Source organism: Ruegeria sp., assembly GCF_965221235.1.
Taxonomy (GTDB): Bacteria; Pseudomonadota; Alphaproteobacteria; order Rhodobacterales; family Rhodobacteraceae; genus Ruegeria.
In genome coordinates this window covers 2,175,642-2,193,379 of sequence record NZ_CBDCRS010000004.1, presented here as the reverse complement: position 1 = coordinate 2,193,379, position 17,738 = coordinate 2,175,642, and the positions used below count along the sequence as shown (strand labels likewise).

The following is a 17,738-nucleotide window of genomic DNA, read 5'->3' as shown; positions in this document are numbered from 1 at the left end:
GCCGGAACCACCACTAACAATCGCAATAGTAGAATGGGAGATTCTCCAAATAGTTGTATTGAGGATTTCCTCATCAGTGGCACGAAGCACACAATTGCCCTGACAGTACACCGAGCGAACGACTGCGGCAAAGTCGAACGGAAACCGTTCTAATCGCAAGCTGCGCCGCTCTCTCCTCGTTGACACCAGGAGCGATCTGCGGTCCTTTCAACCGGCCCGGAAAAGAACATTGCTCAATGCTGGACCTGACCGAATCTGAAAAGTCATTCGTATCACGCTGCGTGGCCGAGTTCCTGCCAGACGGGCGCGTTCGGGGACTTGCCTGCACCTATCGCTCGCATGCGTTTCCTGAGGCACGGCAAGTTCTGAGGCTAGAAACCGACACGGGGATCTTTGCGCTGAAGATCGACCGAGAGTCGCCCGCCACCGGTCGCCTGCGCAATGAGTTCAACCTGCTGACCGACCTCCACGACTATTTCGCGGGCAACTCCTCATCCCAGGTCATCCGCCCGATCTATCTGTCGCCGACACAGACCTTTTTTGTCACCGAGTTCATCGACCGACCCACCGCTGTTGATTTGATTCATAACAGCAAGGACGATGATCAGGTGGCACAGGTCTTTCGCCGGGCCGGGGCGTGGCTGAGCGATTTTCACAGTCGACTGCCGCCGGTGACTTATGCGTTCCGGCCAAAATGGATGACCGATGACATTTGCCAGCTGCTGGGTGATGTTCCCCACCACATAGCCAAAAAAAGCCAGAGCATGGTCAACACCATGCTGACCGAAAGCCAACAGCTCAGAGGAATTGAGGAGTTGCGGGTCTTTGCTCATGGCGATTTTCACGGCCAGAACCTGATTATCGGGCAAGGCAAGACATTCGGTCTGGATTTCACCGAAGTTGGTGAGAAACTGGCCATCTACGATATGGTCGACTTTCTGAAGGCGGACATCTTTCGGGATAGCAGCGCAAATGACGTGGACCGCAGCGGCATCCTCAGGCGCAACAAGCAGATGTTCCTGCGCCGTTACCGCTTGCCAATTGATCCCAAGGTTCTGGATTTCTGCATTCGGGGCCGTTTGCTGAGAGACTGGCTGGACTATTGGCGCGTTGATTTCCAATGCAGCGCGTTCGAGGAGGTCCGGCGCTCACGCCTCGAAATGCGGCTGGATATCGCTTTCAGCCACGAAGACTGACCCGCCAAAGAAAAAACCCGGGCAGTTCGTACCGCCCGGGTTTCAAATTCTCAAGCATCAGCTTTGGACTTACTCGCCCGCAGCAGCTGCCACATCCAGAGTCACGCCCGGGCCCATGGTCGAGCTCAGCGCGATTTTCTTCATGTAGGTGCCTTTGGCGCCCGACGGCTTGGCTTTCGCAACAGCCGAGATGAAGGCACGGACGTTTTCAACCAGCTTGACTTCGTCGAAGGACGCTTTGCCAACACCGGCGTGCACAACGCCGCCTTTTTCTGCTTTGAACTGAACTTCACCACCTTTGGCTGCTTCCACGGCAGCTTTCACGTCCATGGTCACGGTGCCAACCTTGGGGTTCGGCATCAGGTTGCGGGGGCCCAGAACCTTACCCAGACGGCCGACGATCGGCATCATGTCCGGGGTGGCTATGCAGCGATCGAATTCGATGGTGCCGCCCTGAATGGTTTCCATCAGGTCTTCTGCGCCAACGATGTCTGCGCCAGCTTCTTTCGCTTCGTCTGCCTTGGGGCCACGAGCGAATACAGCAACGCGCATCGCTTTACCGGTGCCGTTCGGCAGGCCAACAACGCCACGAACCATCTGGTCTGCGTGACGGGTGTCAACGCCAAGGTTCAGTGCGATTTCGATGGTCTCGTCGAATTTCGAGGTGGCATTGCCTTTGACCAGAGCAACTGCTTCTTCAACCGACAGGTTTTCCTTGCCGGCGACAGCTTCGCGCGCAGCGCGGGTACGTTTACCGAGTTTTGCCATCTTATTTCACCTCGATGCCCATAGAGCGGGCCGAGCCCAGGATGATCTGCATTGCGCCTTCGACGTCGTTGGCGTTCAGATCTTTCATTTTGGCTTCGGCGATTTCGCGAACCTGCTTCGAGGTCACGGTTGCCACGGTCTCACGACCTGGGTTTTCCGCGCCACGAGGACGGTTACGCTTGCCAACCGGCTTCAGACCAGCCGCTTTTTTCAGGTAGTAAGACGCGGGCGGCGTCTTGATGTCCATGGTGAAGGACTTGTCCTGATAATAGGTGATCACGGTCGGGCACGGCGCGCCGGGCTCCATGTCTGCGGTCTTGGCGTTGAACGCCTTGCAGAATTCCATGATGTTGATGCCGCGCTGACCCAGCGCCGGACCAACTGGCGGAGACGGGTTCGCCTGACCTGCAGGAACCTGCAGTTTCATTGTACCAGCAAGCTTCTTAGCCATTTGGTTTTCCTTTCAACTTAGGTGAAACGCGTTTCACCCAGATTATGTTGCGTGGTCCGATCCGGGATCGCGATCCCAGCAACCTCCCACGAGAGAATCTCGCCCGAAGACGATAGAGGCGGCATTTAAAGGGGAATGGTGGGGTTGGCAAGAGCTGCGATCACTCCAATTGAGCAATCGAATCGAAACCCGATCGAGCCCTTCGACGCTTGCGGATTGCAGACTTGGCTGGAGGCGGAAGTGCATTCCACTAAGGTCTTAATCGCGAAGCAAAAAACCTTACATACCGGCTATTCAGCGAAGATATAGCCTTGGTATCACAATAAAACCACCTCCCGTGCTATACTCCATGGAAATAGATTTTTCAGTGGAGGTTAATTATGATCATTCGTTTTCTAGTGGCGCTTGGCATCACTGTTTCCCTTGCTGCGACAGCGCCTCAGAACGCACGAGCCGATGCAGGCGATTTCTTGGGTGGTGCTGTTGTTGGTGGGGTCGTTGGTTATGCAATTGGCAAGGACCAGCAGAAGAAGAAGTCCCGCACAACGACACGGACCTACCGGTCGGGCATCCCGTCGACGTCGCAAGGCGCGCAGACCCAAACTGCGCTTAACTACTTCGGCTACAATGCCGGCCGGGTCGACGGACAGGTTGGTGGTGGCACCCGCGCAGCAATCGAACGCTACCAAGTGTCCATGGGTTACCCTGTGAACGGCTATGACTTCCAACCTTATCAGCGTGATTTCCTGATGCAGGCCTACTATTGGGCGACCAGCGGCGGCCAGGCCGCAACGCAACTCGCCGGCCAACCGCTGCTTATGGCGTATCGTCAACAACTTCACAGCGGCTCTGCATTGGCGGCGGCTCCTCAGGCTCCGGTGGCCCCAGTTCCTCAGGCGCAGGCAACGGCTGCTCTTCAGCCCCAGACGACGCCCACCCCGGCAGCTACGCCCGAAGCGGCCGAACCGCAGGCAGGCGCGACTGAAACAACTTCGGCCAGCTTGCCGAGCCTGTTTTCCGGCGGCACTGGAGGTCCTTCGCTTGCCAATCGCTGTAGCGCGGTTATGCTTCAGACTTCGACAAATGGCGGCTACACAACTCTGTCAAACATGTCCGACCCTGATTTCGCGCTCAGCGAACAGTTCTGCCTCGCCCGTAGCTATGCAATGGGGCGCGGTGAAGATCTTATGAAAGACATTCAGGGGCTGACACCGGATCAGGTGGCTGCCCAGTGTGACTCGTACGGCGACATGTTGGCACCGCAGGTTGTTGCGCTGTCTCTCAGCTCAAAAACAGACGCGGAAACCCAGATGCGCAAGCTTGCGTTGGACTCGGGACTCAGCCCGGCAGATCTGGCAGCGACCAGCAAAGTCTGTCTGGCCATTGGTTACCGTCAGGACAACATGGATGCCGCAATCGGTTCTGCGCTGATGTTGGTCGCAATGGGCGAACCTGCTTACGGCGAGCTGATCGGCCACCACCTGCGCGAGGGCTTCGGCGTTCAGGAACGCCGCGATCTTGCGATGCAGTGGTATGACGCGAGCCTTACCGCGCTGGACACCGGATCAGAAGCCGTGTTCCTACCGTCCCAGTCCGACCGTCCGCAACTGTTGCGCGCGGCTATGGTTCAGGCGCAATAAAGCCGGGTCACTGAACAAATTCAGCAGCTAACAAAAAACGCCGCGGCGCTCTTTGCGTCGCGGCGTTACAAATTCGATCTGAGCAAATTTAGCTCTGCTTGGTAACCTGCGTAAAGTCCAGCTCGACCGGGGTTTCCCGACCAAAGATCGAGACCGAAACCTTCAGCTTCTGCGCTTCGTCGTCCACGCCTTCGACCATGCCGTCGAAATCCTCGAACGGGCCGTCGTTGACCTTGACCTTCTCGCCAACTTCGAAGGTGATCATCAGCTTCGGCGCTTCTTCGCCTTCCTGAACGCGGTTGAGGATCTGGTTCACCTCGGCATCGCGCATCGGCATCGGGCGGCCTTGCGGGCCCAGAAAGCCGGTGACGCGGTTGATCGAGTTGATCAGGTGGTATCCCTGATCCGACATTTCCATATGCACCAGAACGTAACCGGGCATGAAGCGGCGTTCGGTGGTGACTTTCTTGCCCCGGCGCACTTCGATCACCTCTTCGGTGGGCACCAGAACCTCGTCGATATCGTCCTCAAGGCCCTGTTCAGCCACCGACGTGCGGATCTGCTCTGCGATCTTCTTTTCGAAATTCGAAAGAACGCTGACCGAGTACCACCGTTTCGCCATGAACCTGTCGTCCTTGTTTACCGTTGGGGTAGCTATGCGCGCGCCCCGCGTTGAAATCCAATTGCGTGACCCGGAATAAAAAGCGGCGCGCAGCCTGATTCGCCGCACGCCCATTCCGAATAGTCATGTCACCTACTCTGACATCGCGTGCTGTGCAAGGGGGCAGTGGCGTTTACGCCTGCCCGAACCGCCTTAGCCGAACGCGCCCAGAACCAGTTGCAGACCGCCACGGATGCCCAGATCGACCAGCGCAAAGAACACGGCGGTCAGTGCGGCCATGATGAATACCATAACCGTGGTCAGCAGAACCTCGCGCCGGGTAGGCCAGACGACCTTTGCGACTTCGGCACGGACCTGCTGAATGAACTGGATCGGATTCATAGTTGCCATTTGGCTGTGTTCTCTCTGCTAGCGGATGGGCCGGACATAACCGGGCATTGCGGCAATTTCAAGGGCTGTCAGGGCTTCGGCCTGTCGTCCCACTCATCGCTGAGGATGCGCCGAGAGTCTCCTTCAGGGTCGTCATATTGGTTCGAGCGGACCGTGTAGACAAAAGCCACAAGGCCAACCCCGCCCAGAAACAGGGAAATCGGTATCAGATAGGCCAGAACTTCCATCGGTTTACCTCAGGCGCAGGGCGTTCAATGACACGGTGATCGACGAGGTCGACATCGCCAGCGCTGCAATCAGCGGTGTGGCCAGACCGACCACCGCCAGCGGCACCGCGATGATATTATAGACCGTGGCGATGCGGAAGTTTTCACGAATCCGTTTGGTCGCCTTCACGGCGGTGTCGCAGGCGTCGGCGATGGGTGCCAGATCGTTGCCCAGCAGCACGATATCCGACGCCACACGCGCCGCATCCAGCGCCGAGGCCGGAGAGATCGACACATGCGCCGCCGCCAGCGCAGCGGTGTCATTCAATCCGTCCCCAACCATCAACACGCGACGCCCCTGCTCGCTCAGTTCCTGCACACGAGCCGCCTTGTCCTGCGGCAGCGCCTGCGCGACCCACTTCTCGATGCCCAGCTTACCGGCCAGCGCCTGCACGGCGCCTTGCGTGTCGCCAGAGATCAGGATGACCTCTTTACCGACGTCCCGGAACGCCTGAACGGCCTCTGCCGCCCCCGGGCGCAAGCTGTCTGTGAACAGGAAGCTCATCGGTGCCTGCCCTGTGATCGAAAGCCACGCCGCGGTCTGATCCCCTTCTTCTGCACCGGCCCATGCCGCGCGGCCCAGACGAACGCGCTGATCACGATAGGTGCCTTCTGTGCCGTAACCCGGCACCTCGGCGATGTCGGTCAAGCGGGCCGGATTGATCCCGGCCTCCCGTGCGGATTTGGCCAGCGCAACTGACAGCGGGTGCGAGGATGCCTCGGCCAGAGCCAACGCCACCTCAAGATCAGGGCGGGCGTGATCGCCCAGATTGGTCAGTTCGGGCGTGCCTGAGGTCAGCGTGCCGGTCTTGTCGAAAACGACAGTATCCACCTCGGCCAGACGCTCCAGCGCGGTGGCGTGTTTGATCAGCATCCCCTTGCGGAACAAACGCCCAGAGGCGGCTGTTGTCACCGCAGGCACTGCCAGCCCCAGCGCACAGGGGCAGGTGATGATCAAAACGGCGGCGGCGATGTTCAACGCGGTGCGGATATCGCCGGAATAGATGTACCAGCCCAGGAAACTGAGCGCTGACAGGATATGCACACCGGGCGCATACAGCTTTGCTGCCTTGTCCGCCAATGAGGTGTAGCGTGACCGCCCAGACTCGGCGATGGCCACCAGATCAGCCATGCGGTGCAGCGACGTATCCTCACCCACTGCTGTGGCACGGATGGTCAGGGGGCCTGTCAGGTTAACCTCACCGGCGCTGACGGTCAGTCCAGCTTCGGCGAAGACAGGCAAGGTTTCTCCGGTCAGCAGGGATCTGTCGAGCTCTGATTGACCCGACACAATCTCGCCATCCACCGGCATCCGGCCACCGGGACGCACGAGGATCAGATCACCGACATTCAGCCAGGCAACGGCCACCTCTTCTTCCGCACCACCGACCAGTCGTATGGCGCGCGGGACCTCAAGCGCGGTCAGTTCTTCGGCCGCGGATCGGGCCGCCGCACGTGTGCGGTAATCCAAATAACGACCGGCCAGCAGGAAGAAGGTCAGCGTCAGGGCCGCGTCGAAATAGGCATGCTCGCCGCTGAGCGCGGTTTCCCAAAGCGATGTCACCAGCGCCAGCACGATCGCCAGCACAATCGGTACGTCCATGTTCAGACGTCGAACACGCAAAGCTGACCACGCATTGGCAAAGAATGGCTGTGCGGAAAAGGCAATCGCAGGCAGCGCAATTGCCGCCGAAATCCAGTGGAACATATCCCGTGTCGCGTCCGAGGCCCCGGACCACACCGAAACCGACAGCAACATCACGTTCATCGAAGCGAACCCGGCCACCGCCAGCCGCATCAGCAGATCGCGCCCGGCCTTATCCGCCTGTGTGGCCGACAAAGCACCAGGGTCCAGTTCATGCGCCTCGAAACCCGCGCTCTCGAGCACCGGGATCAGATCGGCGGCCCGCAAATCGGGTGCGGCTTTGACCATTGCACGTTTGAGGGTCAGGTTGACCCGCGCATCCTCGACGCCCGGATGGGCGTTCAACTCGCGCTCGACCGTGGCGATACAGGCCGAGCAATGAATGCCCGGCAAAGACAGCGCGATCTGGACGTCTTCTGGTACCGGCCGCGCCGGTTCCGCCGGGCTGGCGATACACCCCGGACAAGCGGCCGTGCCAGACGTCAGCTGCGCTGTCATCCGATCACCCTTTCACATACAGCGGCACGCGCTGCGCGAATTCCGCACCTTCATGGTCTTTCGCCACCAGTCGGATGTTCCAGTTTCCCTTTCCCAGCGCTGCCGGGGTCGAATAGGCCAGACCGTCAAAGGTGAAATCGGGCGAGAAATCCTCTTTCACATGGGTGGCGCGCCCGACAACGGCCTGTAACTCGGCCACCTGAACCGGCGCGCCGGTCTTGTCGGTGATATGCAGGATCAACAGGCCTCCCGACATCTCGGCACGGATTTCCCAACCCAGCGCCTGATGCTCTTTCAGACGTTCATTGAACTCCTGACTGGCGACATAAGAGTTCTTAACCTCGAGCCCCGGAAATGTTTTGACCGCGCTATATGCCAGCACAAGGTTCACGGCGATGATCACACCAAAGGCCGCAACAAAGACCGCAAGGGCGTGCTTCCCGGTAAATTGACGCTCAGCCATGCTAGTTTCCTCGTCCATTGAAAGAGGTGTCTTTGTAGGCACGTTCCCCACTGATCAGATCCTCGACCCAGATACGAACGGGCGTTGAGTCTGCCGCCGCCGGACCAGTCCCGTTCCGCGCGACAATGTACACGCGCTGCAACTGCGCCGTATCCGCCGCGACATTGACTGTATCAAGGTCCGTGCCTTCGATCACGATCCGCATTGCCGGATCACCGCTCAGGGACAGTTTGAACAGCCGGTCCTCACCATGTTTGTTGCGCAGGCGCACGTCATAGGTGTTGCGGATCGTACCGTCGGACAGGGTCACAAAGGTCGGATTGCGCACGGGAGCCACGGTCAGGTCGATATCCGAGCGGATGAACAATGCAAACAATAGCGCGAACCCTACCGCTGCCCACATGGCCGTATACATGATCGTCCGGGGGCGCAGGATGTGTTTCCAGACACTCTTGGGCGGCTTGCCTGCGCGTTCGTTGGTCTCATCGCTCAGCGCCATATAATCGATCAGGCCCCGCGGCTTGCCGATCTTGGCCATCATGTCGTCACAGGCGTCGATGCAGAGCGCGCAGGTGATACACTCCAACTGCTGACCGTCGCGGATGTCGATGCCTACGGGGCAAACGTTCACACAGGCCATACAATCAATGCAATCGCCCAGTTCGCTATCGGCAGTGCGCTTGCCCTTGCCGCGCGGCTCACCGCGCCATTCGCGATACCCGACAACCAGAGTATCCTCGTCCATCATCGCAGCCTGAATGCGCGGCCAAGGACACGCGTAGATGCAAATCTGTTCGCGGGCGAAACCACCGAACAGAAAGGTAGTGCCGGTCAGAATAAGGACGGTGGTATATGCGACCGGATGCGCATTGCCCGTGACCAGATCGCGCAGCAAGGTCGGCGCGTCGGCGAAATAGAATACCCACGCGCCCCCGGTCGCCAGACCGATCAGCAGCCATACGGTCCATTTCGTCACCCGCAGACGCGCCTTGTGGAAATCCATCTTCTCTTGCCGATGCAGCCGCAGACGGGCGTTACGGTCGCCCTCGATCCAGCGTTCGACAAGGATATACAGATCGGTCCAGACCGTTTGCGGGCAGGCATAGCCACACCACACGCGCCCAAGTGCCGAGGTAAACAGGAACAGCCCCAAACCGGCCATGATCAGCAAACCCGCCACGAAATAGAATTCATGCGGCCAGATTTCGATCCAGAAGAAGTAAAAGCGTCGGTTTGCCAGATCCAGCAATACAGCCTGATCCGGCAGGCTTGGCCCGCGGTCCCACCTGATCCAGGGCGTCACATAGTAGATGCCCAGCGTGACCGCCAGGATGATCCATTTCAGGTTTCGAAACGGCCCGGACACGCGCCGGGGAAAGATGGGTTCCCGAGCAGCGTAAAGGCTGGGGGCGGGGTCGGAATCGCTCACGAGCTGGCTCCAGATTTGGCTGGTATTTTAGGCGTCTTGTCCCAGATCACAAAGATAGCCTCTTTGACATGGGTCAAAAGCGTATCGTGCAGACACCTTTTGTCACATCTGACCAGCTTGCCGCTTGAGCCACCTGACAAATGTCCTGACCGAAGGCCGCAACGGCGCGTCCCCGGTGACAATATGGTAACCAAGCGTTCCGGTTTCGCAAAACAATTCGACTATTCGACCAGCTTCGATATCGCGTTCGACAAAATGTCGCGCCGTGACGGTCACACCCTGCCCGGCGCGCAACCCTTCAAGCATCAGGTTCCCCGGCAACGCGATGCGACCGGCCCGCGGACCATGTTCAACACCTTGCCGGGCCAGCCACGCGGTGGCCTCGGTGGTTCCAAGTTCCTCAAGCCAGGGCAATTGGCTTAGTTCATCTGCTGTCATCGACGTCCTGCCACCCAGAAGCGATGGCGCAGCCACAATGACAATCGGGCTTTGCAGCAGCAGCTCGGCAGAAACGCCGGACCAGTCGCCATCCCCGTAGCGGATTGCGACATCCACCCCGCCCGGACCCAAATCGACCAGCTGGGGTGAAGGGTCCAATGCCAGGGGAATGTCGGGATGTTCGGCCTGAAACGCCGGCAGGCGTGGCATCAACCAAGACGCCGCAAAAGACGGGGTCAGCGACACATGAACCGGACGATCCTCGGTAATGCGCATCAGATCGACGACGGCATCACCGATCGCTCCAAAACCCAGATGCAGAGCACGTGCCAGCCTCTCGCCTTCGGATGTCAGGGTCATGGATTTGCCGCTGCGATCCAGCAAGGCGAGACCCATGTGCTTTTCCAACGCGCGCAATTGCTGACTGATGGCAGCGTGGCTGACATTCAAGGATGCCCCTGCCTGCACAACATTCCCCGCCTCAGCAAAGGCATGAAAGGCCTTCAGCGCGGCCAGCGGCGGCATCTTCATCCAGTCCATATGTAAGCCCTGATTACATACTTAATATCCAATTGAGTCGCATTTTCACAGCTGAGCGTCAATCTTGAGCGTATTCGGAACATATCCAAGGAGAGGTCAGATGCTCTCAATTCTCGCACAAACATTCATGGTCGCCACTCAGACGGATGAGCGCGAAGTAAAGCGGAAAACCAAATGGCTGCCGGAAGATCACTGGTGGAAGGAAAAGAAGCGCGCGAGCCGTTCACGGTCGAACTAAACGGTCAGCTGGACCAGATCGAAACGGAACAGTACCCTGTAGAAAGAGCACCGGCTGTTCAGGAAACGCGCGAACAGATGGAACAGCCGGTGCATCAACCTTCGGGCGGCGAACCGTCCGAAGGTATTCTTTTGCCGTTACTGACCGCCACCCAACTGGTGGACATAAGCCGTAACAGCGCGGATTTGCGCGTCGGTCAGACGGTTTTCCCATGCGGGCATCACGCCAAAGCGGCTGTAGGTCACCGTCTCGGTCAGGGCTTCCTGGCTGCCGCCATAGAGCCAGATGGCATCGGTCAGATTCGGAGCCCCCTGCGAGACGTCACCCTGAGCGTTCTCGCCATGACAGGCCGCGCAGTTGTCTTCAAACACAACCTTGCCCGCCTGCGCTGCCGCATCGTCGGTTTGCGCATTGGTCAGCGACATGACGTATTGAACCACCTGAGTGATCTCGTCCTTTTCAAGGATTTCGCCAAAGGCAGGCATCTCGGAATAGCGCGCGTCGTCGCTTTCTTCGTTGCGGATACCGTGGGCAATGGTGAACTCGATATCTTCAAGCGAACCGCCCCACAGCCATGCGTCATCCAGAAGGTTCGGGAAGCCCGGCGCACCCTGCGCCCCCGAGCCGTGGCACTGCGCGCACCAGGTGCGGAACACAGCGCCGCCCGAATTCACGGCGTATTGCTGCAAATCAGCATCGGCTGAGATCTGCTCGAGCGGAGTGTCCACCAGCGCGGCGTTCAACGGTGCGTTTGCCTCTTCAAAGGCGACCATTTCCTGCTGCACATCCGCGCGCGAGGACCAGCCCGTCACACCCGCCGTGGCTGACTGCACCAACGGCCATGCAGGGTACATGATCGTATAGATGATCCCCCAGAAAATCGTGGCGTAGAAGGTCCACAACCACCAGCGCGGCATCGGGTTGTCGAACTCTTCGATCCCGTCCCAGCTGTGTCCGGTTGTTTTCGGATCACCCGGCTGTTTTTCAGGTGTCTTGCTCATGGCCGCGCCTCCTTGGATGTGGCGGGTTTATCTTGATGCCGGAAGGGGATGTTAGCGGTGTCCTTGTATTCTTTGCTGGAGCCGGGGCGGAACACCCAGACGATGATGCCAACAAAGAAAAGAAACAGCACAAGCAACATCCAGCTGTCCGCGAACTGCCGTAAGAGTGTATATTCTTCCATCACACCCTCCTTAGCGGCTTGCGTCCGGGGTGAAGGTCGAGAAATCGACCAGCGTTCCCAGCATCTGAAGGTAAGCGACCATTGCGTCGGCCTCGGTCAGTTCAGGCTGACCATCGAAGTTGCGCACGCTGACCTTGTCGCCATAGCGCTCCAGCAACCCGTCGTAGTCGCTGTCGGGGTCGGCCTGAGCACGGAAGTCGGCCTGAGCGTTCTCCAGCATCTCTTCGGTGTAGGGCGTCCCCAGCAGCGCGTTCGCCTTCATGACGTCAGCGATGTACTCGCCGTCAATCTTGCGCTGTTCGAGGAAGCCATATTTTGGCATCACCGATTCAGGCACCACCGACTGCGGATCGCGCAGGTGGTCGATATGCCACTGGTCCGAGTAGCGGCCGCCGACACGGGCCAGATCAGGCCCGGTGCGCTTGGACCCCCACTGGAACGGGTGGTCATACATGGACTCAGCCGCCAGTGAGTAGTGGCCATAACGTTCGACCTCATCCCGCATCGGGCGGATCATCTGGCTGTGGCAGACATAGCAGCCTTCGCGCAGATAGATCTCTCGCCCAGCCATTTCCAAGGGGGTGTAAGGGCGCATGCCCTCCACCTTTTCGATGGTGTTCTCAAGATAGAACAACGGGGTGATCTGAACGATGCCACCGATGGTTACGACCAGGAAGCTGAACACCAGCAGGAGGGTCGCGTTGGTCTCGAGGACTTTGTGTTTGTCGAGAATTGCCATTGCTCCGGCCCTCCTTATTCAGCCGGGACCGCTACGGTCAGGCTGGCCTCTTTGGCCGGCGCTTTCCGCACAGTCATCCACAGGTTGTAGCACATGATCAGCGAGCCAGCGACGAACATCACGCCACCCAGAGCACGCACCACATACATCGGGAACTTGGCCGCCACGGTGTCGGCGAACGAGTTCACCAGGAAGCCGTTGGCATCCACTTCGCGCCACATCAGGCCTTCCATGATCCCGGTCACCCACATCGACGCGGCGTAGAGCACGATGCCGATGGTGGCGAGCCAGAAGTGCCAGCTGACCATTTGCAGCGAGTAGAGACGCTCACGCTTCCACAGGACCGGCACCAGGAAGTACAGCGCACCGAAGGTGATCATACCGTTCCAGCCCAGCGCGCCCGAGTGCACGTGACCGATGGTCCAGTCAGTGTAGTGGCTCAGCGAGTTCACTGCGCGGATCGACATCATCGGACCTTCAAAGGTGGACATGCCGTAGAAGCCGACCGAGATCACCATCATCCGGATCACCGGGTCGGTGCGCAGCTTGTCCCATGCGCCCGACAGGGTCATCAGACCGTTGATCATACCACCCCACGAAGGCATCCACAGGATCACCGAGAACACCATGCCCAGCGTCGAGGCCCAATCCGGCAGCGCGGTATAGTGCAGGTGGTGCGGACCGGCCCAGATATACAGGAAGATCAGCGCCCAAAAGTGGATGATCGACAGCTTGTACGAGAACACCGGACGCTCGGCCTGTTTCGGGATGAAATAGTACATCATGCCCAGGAAGCCCGCTGTCAGGAAAAAGCCCACAGCGTTGTGGCCATACCACCACTGGATCATGGCGTCTTGAACACCCGACCAGACGATGACCGATTTCGAACCCCAGATGCTGACCGGGATGGTCATGTTGTTGACCACATGCAGCATCGCAACGGTGACGATGAAGGCCAGATAGAACCAGTTCGCCACGTAGATATGAGGCTCTTTCCGCTTGATCACAGTGCCAAGGAATACGGCCAGATAGGCAACCCAGACGACGGTCAGCCACAGGTCAACATACCATTCCGGCTCGGCATATTCTTTGGACTGCGTACCGCCCAGAACATAGCCGGTTGCGGCCAGAACGATGAACAGCTGATAGCCCCAGAATACGAACCACGCGAGGTTTCCACCCCACAGGCGCGCGGCGCTGGTCCGCTGGACCACATAGAACGAAGTCGCGATCAATGCGTTGCCGCCAAAGGCAAAAATCACTGCCGAGGTATGCAGCGGACGCAAACGGCCAAAGTTCAGATAGCCCTGCGCCCATTCAAAGTTCAGGACCGGAAAGGCCAGCTGAAACGCGATAAAGGTTCCCGCCAGGAACCCGACCACACCCCAGAAGGCCGTTGCGATCACGCCGTAGCGGATCACGCCATCCATATACTCGCCCGAACGATCCACAAGGATATCTGGCTCGTCGGTGTTTCTAAGCGTCCAGATGAACAGACCACCGGCGATCAGCATCACCAGAATTGCGTGCACCTGATACGCCAAATCGCGTGCATAATTGGACCCGATCGCGGCGAATACCACGACCAGACCAAGCACGATCAGCTTGATATAATTTGACATATTGCGTCCCTTTGCCATGCCCCGGGCGATTCTTTATATACCGCAGGACCCTTTTGACTGGCTGCTGTTTAGTCGGACAGAGGCCAGATTTGCTTTGATCTGTGTCAAGACAACAGTCCTAATTCTGTGACAATCGTTTTCAAACAACTGGGCCATCAGGCCGCAGTGTGACGCGCTCTGAAGACACGAGGTCAAAATGGCGTACAAATCTCTTCTCACCGTTATCACCGACGCAAACCAGAGTGTTCCAGCCTTGTCGCAGATGGCCGCACTGGCAAATGCGCAGGATGCGCATGCCGAGGCCCTGTGTCTGGGGGTCGATCGCAGCCAGACCGGATATTACTACGCCGGTGCCAATGCTTTGATTCTTCAGGAAACGCTTAACCGCGCAAATGCCGAAGCCGAAGAGGTCCTGACCTTCGCCAAGGATTACCTGGGCAAGACCGGAACCCGTTGGTCCGCTGAAAGTGGCGTGGCACAGATCGCCGATATCGGGCGGCACGTGGCGCATCGCGCGCGATTCTCGGATCTTGTGATTATGCCGCAACCCTATGGGCCGGATCGCGGCCCCGAGGCGGAACCCATTATCGAAGCGGCCATGTTCGAAGGCCACGCGCCAGTTCTGGTCACTCCGAAAGACGCGACCCCGTTCGAACGCCCGAAAACGATCCTGCTTGGCTGGAATGAAAGCGTCGAGGCGATGCGCGCCATCCGCCGCGCCCTGCCCTTCCTGATTCAGGCCGATCTGGCGCGCATTGTAGTGATCGACCCGCCGCGTCATGGACCCGATCGGTCGGACCCCGGCGGGATGTTGTCACAAATGCTGGCGCGTCACGGTGTGAAATGCGAGATCGATGTTCTCAGCAAGACCATGACGCGGGTGTCAGACATCCTGAACCGCCACGCCGCGGATACATCCGCCGATATGATCGTGATGGGCGCCTATGGCCACTCGCGGTTCCGCGAAGCCATTCTGGGCGGTGCGACGCGGAACATGCTGGAACAGGCCTCGGTCCCGGTGTTTCTGGCCCATTAAATGGCCCCACAGTAAAACCGCCCTTAGGGGCGGTTATTACTTCTTCACAAGGCCGATCAGGAACAGCAGGATCACTGCACCAATCGTGGCGAAGAAGATAGACGAGATAAGACCTCCGCCCACGGAAAAGCCCAGCGCTGGGAAGATCAGACCAGCCAGAAACGCTCCGACGATGCCGACAATGATGTTGCCGATCAGGCCGAAACCGCTGCCTTCCATGATCTTGCCCGACAGCCATCCGGCGATCGCACCGATGAACAGCATCGCCAAAATGCTACCAAATACCATGACTTACTCCTGAAATCCGCTTTGCTCAGCGCCAGTTAAGCACGCCGGGCAGACCCAGTCATCCCGTAAGGCGTCAGACCAGAAACCCACCATCCGAGTCGTCGCCGGCCTCTTCCATCAGCCGCCCCATATCCGGGATCGTCACGTGGCGCTTGCCTTCCAGCAGAATGACCTGATCCTTTTTCAGGGCCGATATCTGACGGCTGACCGTTTCCAGCGTCAGACCAAGGTAATCAGCCATCGCCTCGCGGGTCAGGGGCAGATCAAACACGATGGGGCCGGTATTGCCCTTCTGATTGATCGAGGCATCACGGCGCGCAATGATCGACAGCAGGCTGGCGATCTTTTCGCGCGCGGTCTTGCGACCCAAAACCAGCATCCATTCGCGCGCCGCGTCCAGTTCGTCCAAAGTCATCTGTAGCAGCCGATGCGCGATATGGGGCGTGGTGCTCATCAGCGCTTCGAACGGTTTTTTGCGAAAACAGCACATCACCAGATCGGTGGTCGCCTGCACGTCATACGGTGCAGATTCGCGGCCCGGACGACCGACGAAATCACTGGGCAGCAACAAGCCAACCATTTGCGTGCGCCCATCCTCCATCGTCTGGGTCAGGGACGCGATGCCGGACACGACCGAGCCGACAAAGTTCATCTGATCTCCAGACCAGATGATCGTTTGGCCCGCTTCGAAACTGCGATAATATTTAATGGCTTCAAGCTCTTCCAGCTCATCAGCGTCGCAATGCGCACAGACTGCACGATGCCGGATCGGGCAATCCTCACAGTTCGTATGGTCGATCTTGAATATCGGTGTCATGCGCGTTTCCACTTGATCTCTGTCAAAGCAACTTGGCGGCCCGTCCCTTAAAGGTATCGCCATGATAGTGAAACCACAATTGGCAAAGCTTGGACTTTTTGACGCGAAAGTGCCGCGTTACACAAGCTACCCCACCGCCCCGCATTTCAGCAATGATGTGGGGTCAAGTCTTTATGGCGATTGGATTTCCGAGATCAAACCGGGCAGCGAAGTGTCGCTGTATATCCACGTTCCGTTCTGCCGCAGGCTGTGTTGGTTCTGCGCCTGCCGCACGCAAGGAACACAGACCGACAACCCGGTGATTGCTTATGTGGATGTGCTAAAAGCCGAGCTGGATTTGCTGGCCGCGTGCCTGCCACAGGGCGTCACCCTGTCGCGCCTGCATTGGGGCGGCGGTACACCAACCTTACTGAACCCCGATCTGATGCGTGATCTGGCAGCGCGCATTTTCGAGGTGGTGCCGCTGGGGCCAAACGCCGAGTTTTCGGTTGAGATCGATCCCAACGAGGTTGACGAGGCTCGTCTGGATGCACTGGCCGAAACCGGGATGAACCGTGCCTCGATCGGTGTGCAGGATTTCGATGACGAGATTCAAAAGACCATCGGGCGCATCCAAAGCTATGACACCACTCGCGAAGCGGTGGATATGATCCGCGCCCGCGGGATAACCAGCCTGAACGCCGACATCCTGTATGGCTTGCCGCATCAGACCAAATCGCGGATGACGGAAAGTGTGCAGAAGCTGCTGTCGCTCAATCCCGACCGGGTCGCGCTGTATGGCTATGCGCATGTGCCTTGGATGGCCAAGCGGCAACAGATGATCCCCTCGGACGCGCTGCCCACGCCTGAACAACGGCTGGACCTGTTTGATACAGCGCGTCGCCTGTTCATGTGGGATAACTACGTCGAAATCGGGATTGACCACTTTGCGACTCAGGATGATGGTCTGACCCACGCGCTAAAGGCCGGGCGGCTGAAGCGGAATTTCCAGGGCTATACCGACGATCAGGCCGAAGTTCTGATCGGCGTCGGAGCCAGCTCAATCTCACGCTTCCCGCAAGGCTATGCCCAAAACGCGCCCGCAACGTCAGCTCACACCAAGGCGATCCGCGACGGGCAATTCTCGACCTCGCGCGGCCACCTGTTCAAAGGGCAAGACATCCTGCGCGCGCGTCTGATTGAGGCCTTGATGTGCGATTTCCAGATCGATTCAGCTGAAATCCTGCGCGATCACGATATCACAGCGGCCCAGCTGCAACGCTTGTATCAGGACGCCAACGCGGCCTTTGACGGCCTGTTGCGTGTCACCGAAGACGGGCTTTTCATCCCGCACGAGGCACGCCCGCTGACCCGCATGATCGCCCGCAGTTTTGACGCGTATGATCTGAGCAAGGCGGGCCACAGCTCGGCCATTTGACCGTTTGATGGCTCGGGGCTTGACGCAAAGGGCCGGTTTTTCCAAACTTGCA

Annotated in this window: 20 protein-coding genes; 5 read left to right on the top strand and 15 right to left on the bottom strand. The window is 58.7% G+C overall.

Annotated elements, in window-relative coordinates:
• The first annotated feature begins 236 nt into the window (after positions 1–236).
• A complete protein-coding gene (locus ACOQOY_RS14150) occupies positions 237–1,196 on the top strand; it encodes a phosphotransferase (protein WP_420586048.1) in 960 nt (319 codons plus the stop codon).
• Between the two features lie 69 nt (positions 1,197–1,265).
• Here the strand turns inward: ACOQOY_RS14150 and rplA are convergent, their stop codons facing one another.
• Together rplA and rplK are read right to left on the bottom strand one after the other, a co-directional pair.
• A complete protein-coding gene (gene rplA / locus ACOQOY_RS14145) occupies positions 1,266–1,964 on the bottom strand; it encodes a 50S ribosomal protein L1 (protein WP_420586047.1) in 699 nt (232 codons plus the stop codon).
• A 1-nt stretch (position 1,965) separates the two neighbouring features.
• Positions 1,966–2,415, bottom strand: coding sequence for a 50S ribosomal protein L11 (gene rplK / locus ACOQOY_RS14140; protein WP_010440985.1), 450 nt, complete (start codon positions 2,413–2,415; stop codon positions 1,966–1,968).
• A 380-nt stretch (positions 2,416–2,795) separates the two neighbouring features.
• Here rplK and ACOQOY_RS14135 point away from each other — a divergent pair, with 380 nt between their 5' ends.
• Complete coding sequence (locus ACOQOY_RS14135; protein WP_420586046.1) at positions 2,796–4,055, top strand: peptidoglycan-binding domain-containing protein; 1,260 nt, start codon at positions 2,796–2,798, stop codon at positions 4,053–4,055.
• A gap of 88 nt (positions 4,056–4,143) precedes the next feature.
• Here ACOQOY_RS14135 and nusG read toward each other — a convergent pair whose 3' ends face one another.
• From nusG to ACOQOY_RS14100, 7 genes are all read right to left on the bottom strand, one after another.
• Entirely contained in the window at positions 4,144–4,677 is a 534-nt protein-coding gene (gene nusG, locus ACOQOY_RS14130; protein WP_170533167.1) for a transcription termination/antitermination protein NusG, read from the bottom strand.
• A 192-nt stretch (positions 4,678–4,869) separates the two neighbouring features.
• On the bottom strand, positions 4,870–5,067 hold the full coding sequence (gene secE, locus ACOQOY_RS14125; RefSeq protein ID WP_170764835.1) for a preprotein translocase subunit SecE: 198 nt from the start codon (positions 5,065–5,067) through the stop codon (positions 4,870–4,872).
• A gap of 68 nt (positions 5,068–5,135) precedes the next feature.
• A complete protein-coding gene (ccoS, locus tag ACOQOY_RS14120) occupies positions 5,136–5,294 on the bottom strand; it encodes a cbb3-type cytochrome oxidase assembly protein CcoS (protein WP_420586045.1) in 159 nt (52 codons plus the stop codon).
• A gap of 4 nt (positions 5,295–5,298) precedes the next feature.
• Complete coding sequence (locus ACOQOY_RS14115; RefSeq protein WP_420586044.1) at positions 5,299–7,476, bottom strand: heavy metal translocating P-type ATPase; 2,178 nt, start codon at positions 7,474–7,476, stop codon at positions 5,299–5,301.
• 4 nt (positions 7,477–7,480) lie between these two features.
• Positions 7,481–7,939 (bottom strand): FixH family protein, encoded by a 459-nt coding sequence (locus ACOQOY_RS14110; protein WP_420586043.1) that lies wholly within the window; start codon positions 7,937–7,939, stop codon positions 7,481–7,483.
• Between the two features lies 1 nt (position 7,940).
• Positions 7,941–9,368 carry a cytochrome c oxidase accessory protein CcoG gene (gene ccoG, locus ACOQOY_RS14105; RefSeq protein ID WP_420586042.1) on the bottom strand — a complete coding sequence of 476 codons (1,428 nt, stop codon included), beginning with the start codon at positions 9,366–9,368 and terminating at the stop codon, positions 7,941–7,943.
• A 102-nt stretch (positions 9,369–9,470) separates the two neighbouring features.
• A complete protein-coding gene (locus ACOQOY_RS14100) occupies positions 9,471–10,346 on the bottom strand; it encodes a LysR family transcriptional regulator (protein WP_420586041.1) in 876 nt (291 codons plus the stop codon).
• A 100-nt stretch (positions 10,347–10,446) separates the two neighbouring features.
• Here ACOQOY_RS14100 and ACOQOY_RS14095 point away from each other — a divergent pair, with 100 nt between their 5' ends.
• Positions 10,447–10,584 (top strand): hypothetical protein, encoded by a 138-nt coding sequence (locus ACOQOY_RS14095; RefSeq protein WP_420586040.1) that lies wholly within the window; start codon positions 10,447–10,449, stop codon positions 10,582–10,584.
• Positions 10,585–10,721: 137 nt separating this feature from the next.
• On the opposite strand, the gene ccoP is transcribed toward ACOQOY_RS14095, so the two are convergent.
• Genes ccoP through ccoN form a run of 4 tightly spaced genes read right to left on the bottom strand, consistent with a single transcriptional unit; the run spans position 10,722 to position 14,128 of the window.
• A complete protein-coding gene (ccoP, locus tag ACOQOY_RS14090) occupies positions 10,722–11,585 on the bottom strand; it encodes a cytochrome-c oxidase, cbb3-type subunit III (protein ID WP_420586039.1) in 864 nt (287 codons plus the stop codon).
• Positions 11,582–11,767 carry a cbb3-type cytochrome c oxidase subunit 3 gene (locus ACOQOY_RS14085; protein WP_420586038.1) on the bottom strand — a complete coding sequence of 62 codons (186 nt, stop codon included), beginning with the start codon at positions 11,765–11,767 and terminating at the stop codon, positions 11,582–11,584. The genes ccoP and ACOQOY_RS14085 overlap by 4 nt, the downstream gene beginning before the upstream one ends.
• A gap of 10 nt (positions 11,768–11,777) precedes the next feature.
• Positions 11,778–12,506 (bottom strand): cytochrome-c oxidase, cbb3-type subunit II, encoded by a 729-nt coding sequence (ccoO, locus tag ACOQOY_RS14080; protein ID WP_420586037.1) that lies wholly within the window; start codon positions 12,504–12,506, stop codon positions 11,778–11,780.
• 14 nt (positions 12,507–12,520) lie between these two features.
• Positions 12,521–14,128: a cytochrome-c oxidase, cbb3-type subunit I gene (ccoN, locus tag ACOQOY_RS14075; protein ID WP_420586036.1), complete on the bottom strand. Its 1,608-nt coding sequence runs from the start codon at positions 14,126–14,128 to the stop codon at positions 12,521–12,523.
• 196 nt (positions 14,129–14,324) lie between these two features.
• On the opposite strand from ccoN, the gene ACOQOY_RS14070 reads away from it, so the two are divergent.
• On the top strand, positions 14,325–15,164 hold the full coding sequence (locus tag ACOQOY_RS14070) for a universal stress protein (protein ID WP_420586035.1): 840 nt from the start codon (positions 14,325–14,327) through the stop codon (positions 15,162–15,164).
• 36 nt (positions 15,165–15,200) lie between these two features.
• On the opposite strand, the gene ACOQOY_RS14065 is transcribed toward ACOQOY_RS14070, so the two are convergent.
• Both ACOQOY_RS14065 and fnrL read right to left on the bottom strand, forming a co-directional pair.
• Positions 15,201–15,452 (bottom strand): GlsB/YeaQ/YmgE family stress response membrane protein, encoded by a 252-nt coding sequence (locus tag ACOQOY_RS14065; protein ID WP_420586034.1) that lies wholly within the window; start codon positions 15,450–15,452, stop codon positions 15,201–15,203.
• A gap of 73 nt (positions 15,453–15,525) precedes the next feature.
• Complete coding sequence (gene fnrL / locus ACOQOY_RS14060; protein ID WP_420586033.1) at positions 15,526–16,269, bottom strand: transcriptional regulator FnrL; 744 nt, start codon at positions 16,267–16,269, stop codon at positions 15,526–15,528.
• Between the two features lie 61 nt (positions 16,270–16,330).
• Here fnrL and hemN point away from each other — a divergent pair, with 61 nt between their 5' ends.
• The gene (gene hemN / locus ACOQOY_RS14055) at positions 16,331–17,686 is read left to right on the top strand and encodes an oxygen-independent coproporphyrinogen III oxidase (RefSeq protein ID WP_420586032.1); all 1,356 of its coding nucleotides are present in this window, start codon (positions 16,331–16,333) and stop codon (positions 17,684–17,686) included.
• Positions 17,687–17,738: the final 52 nt, after the last annotated feature.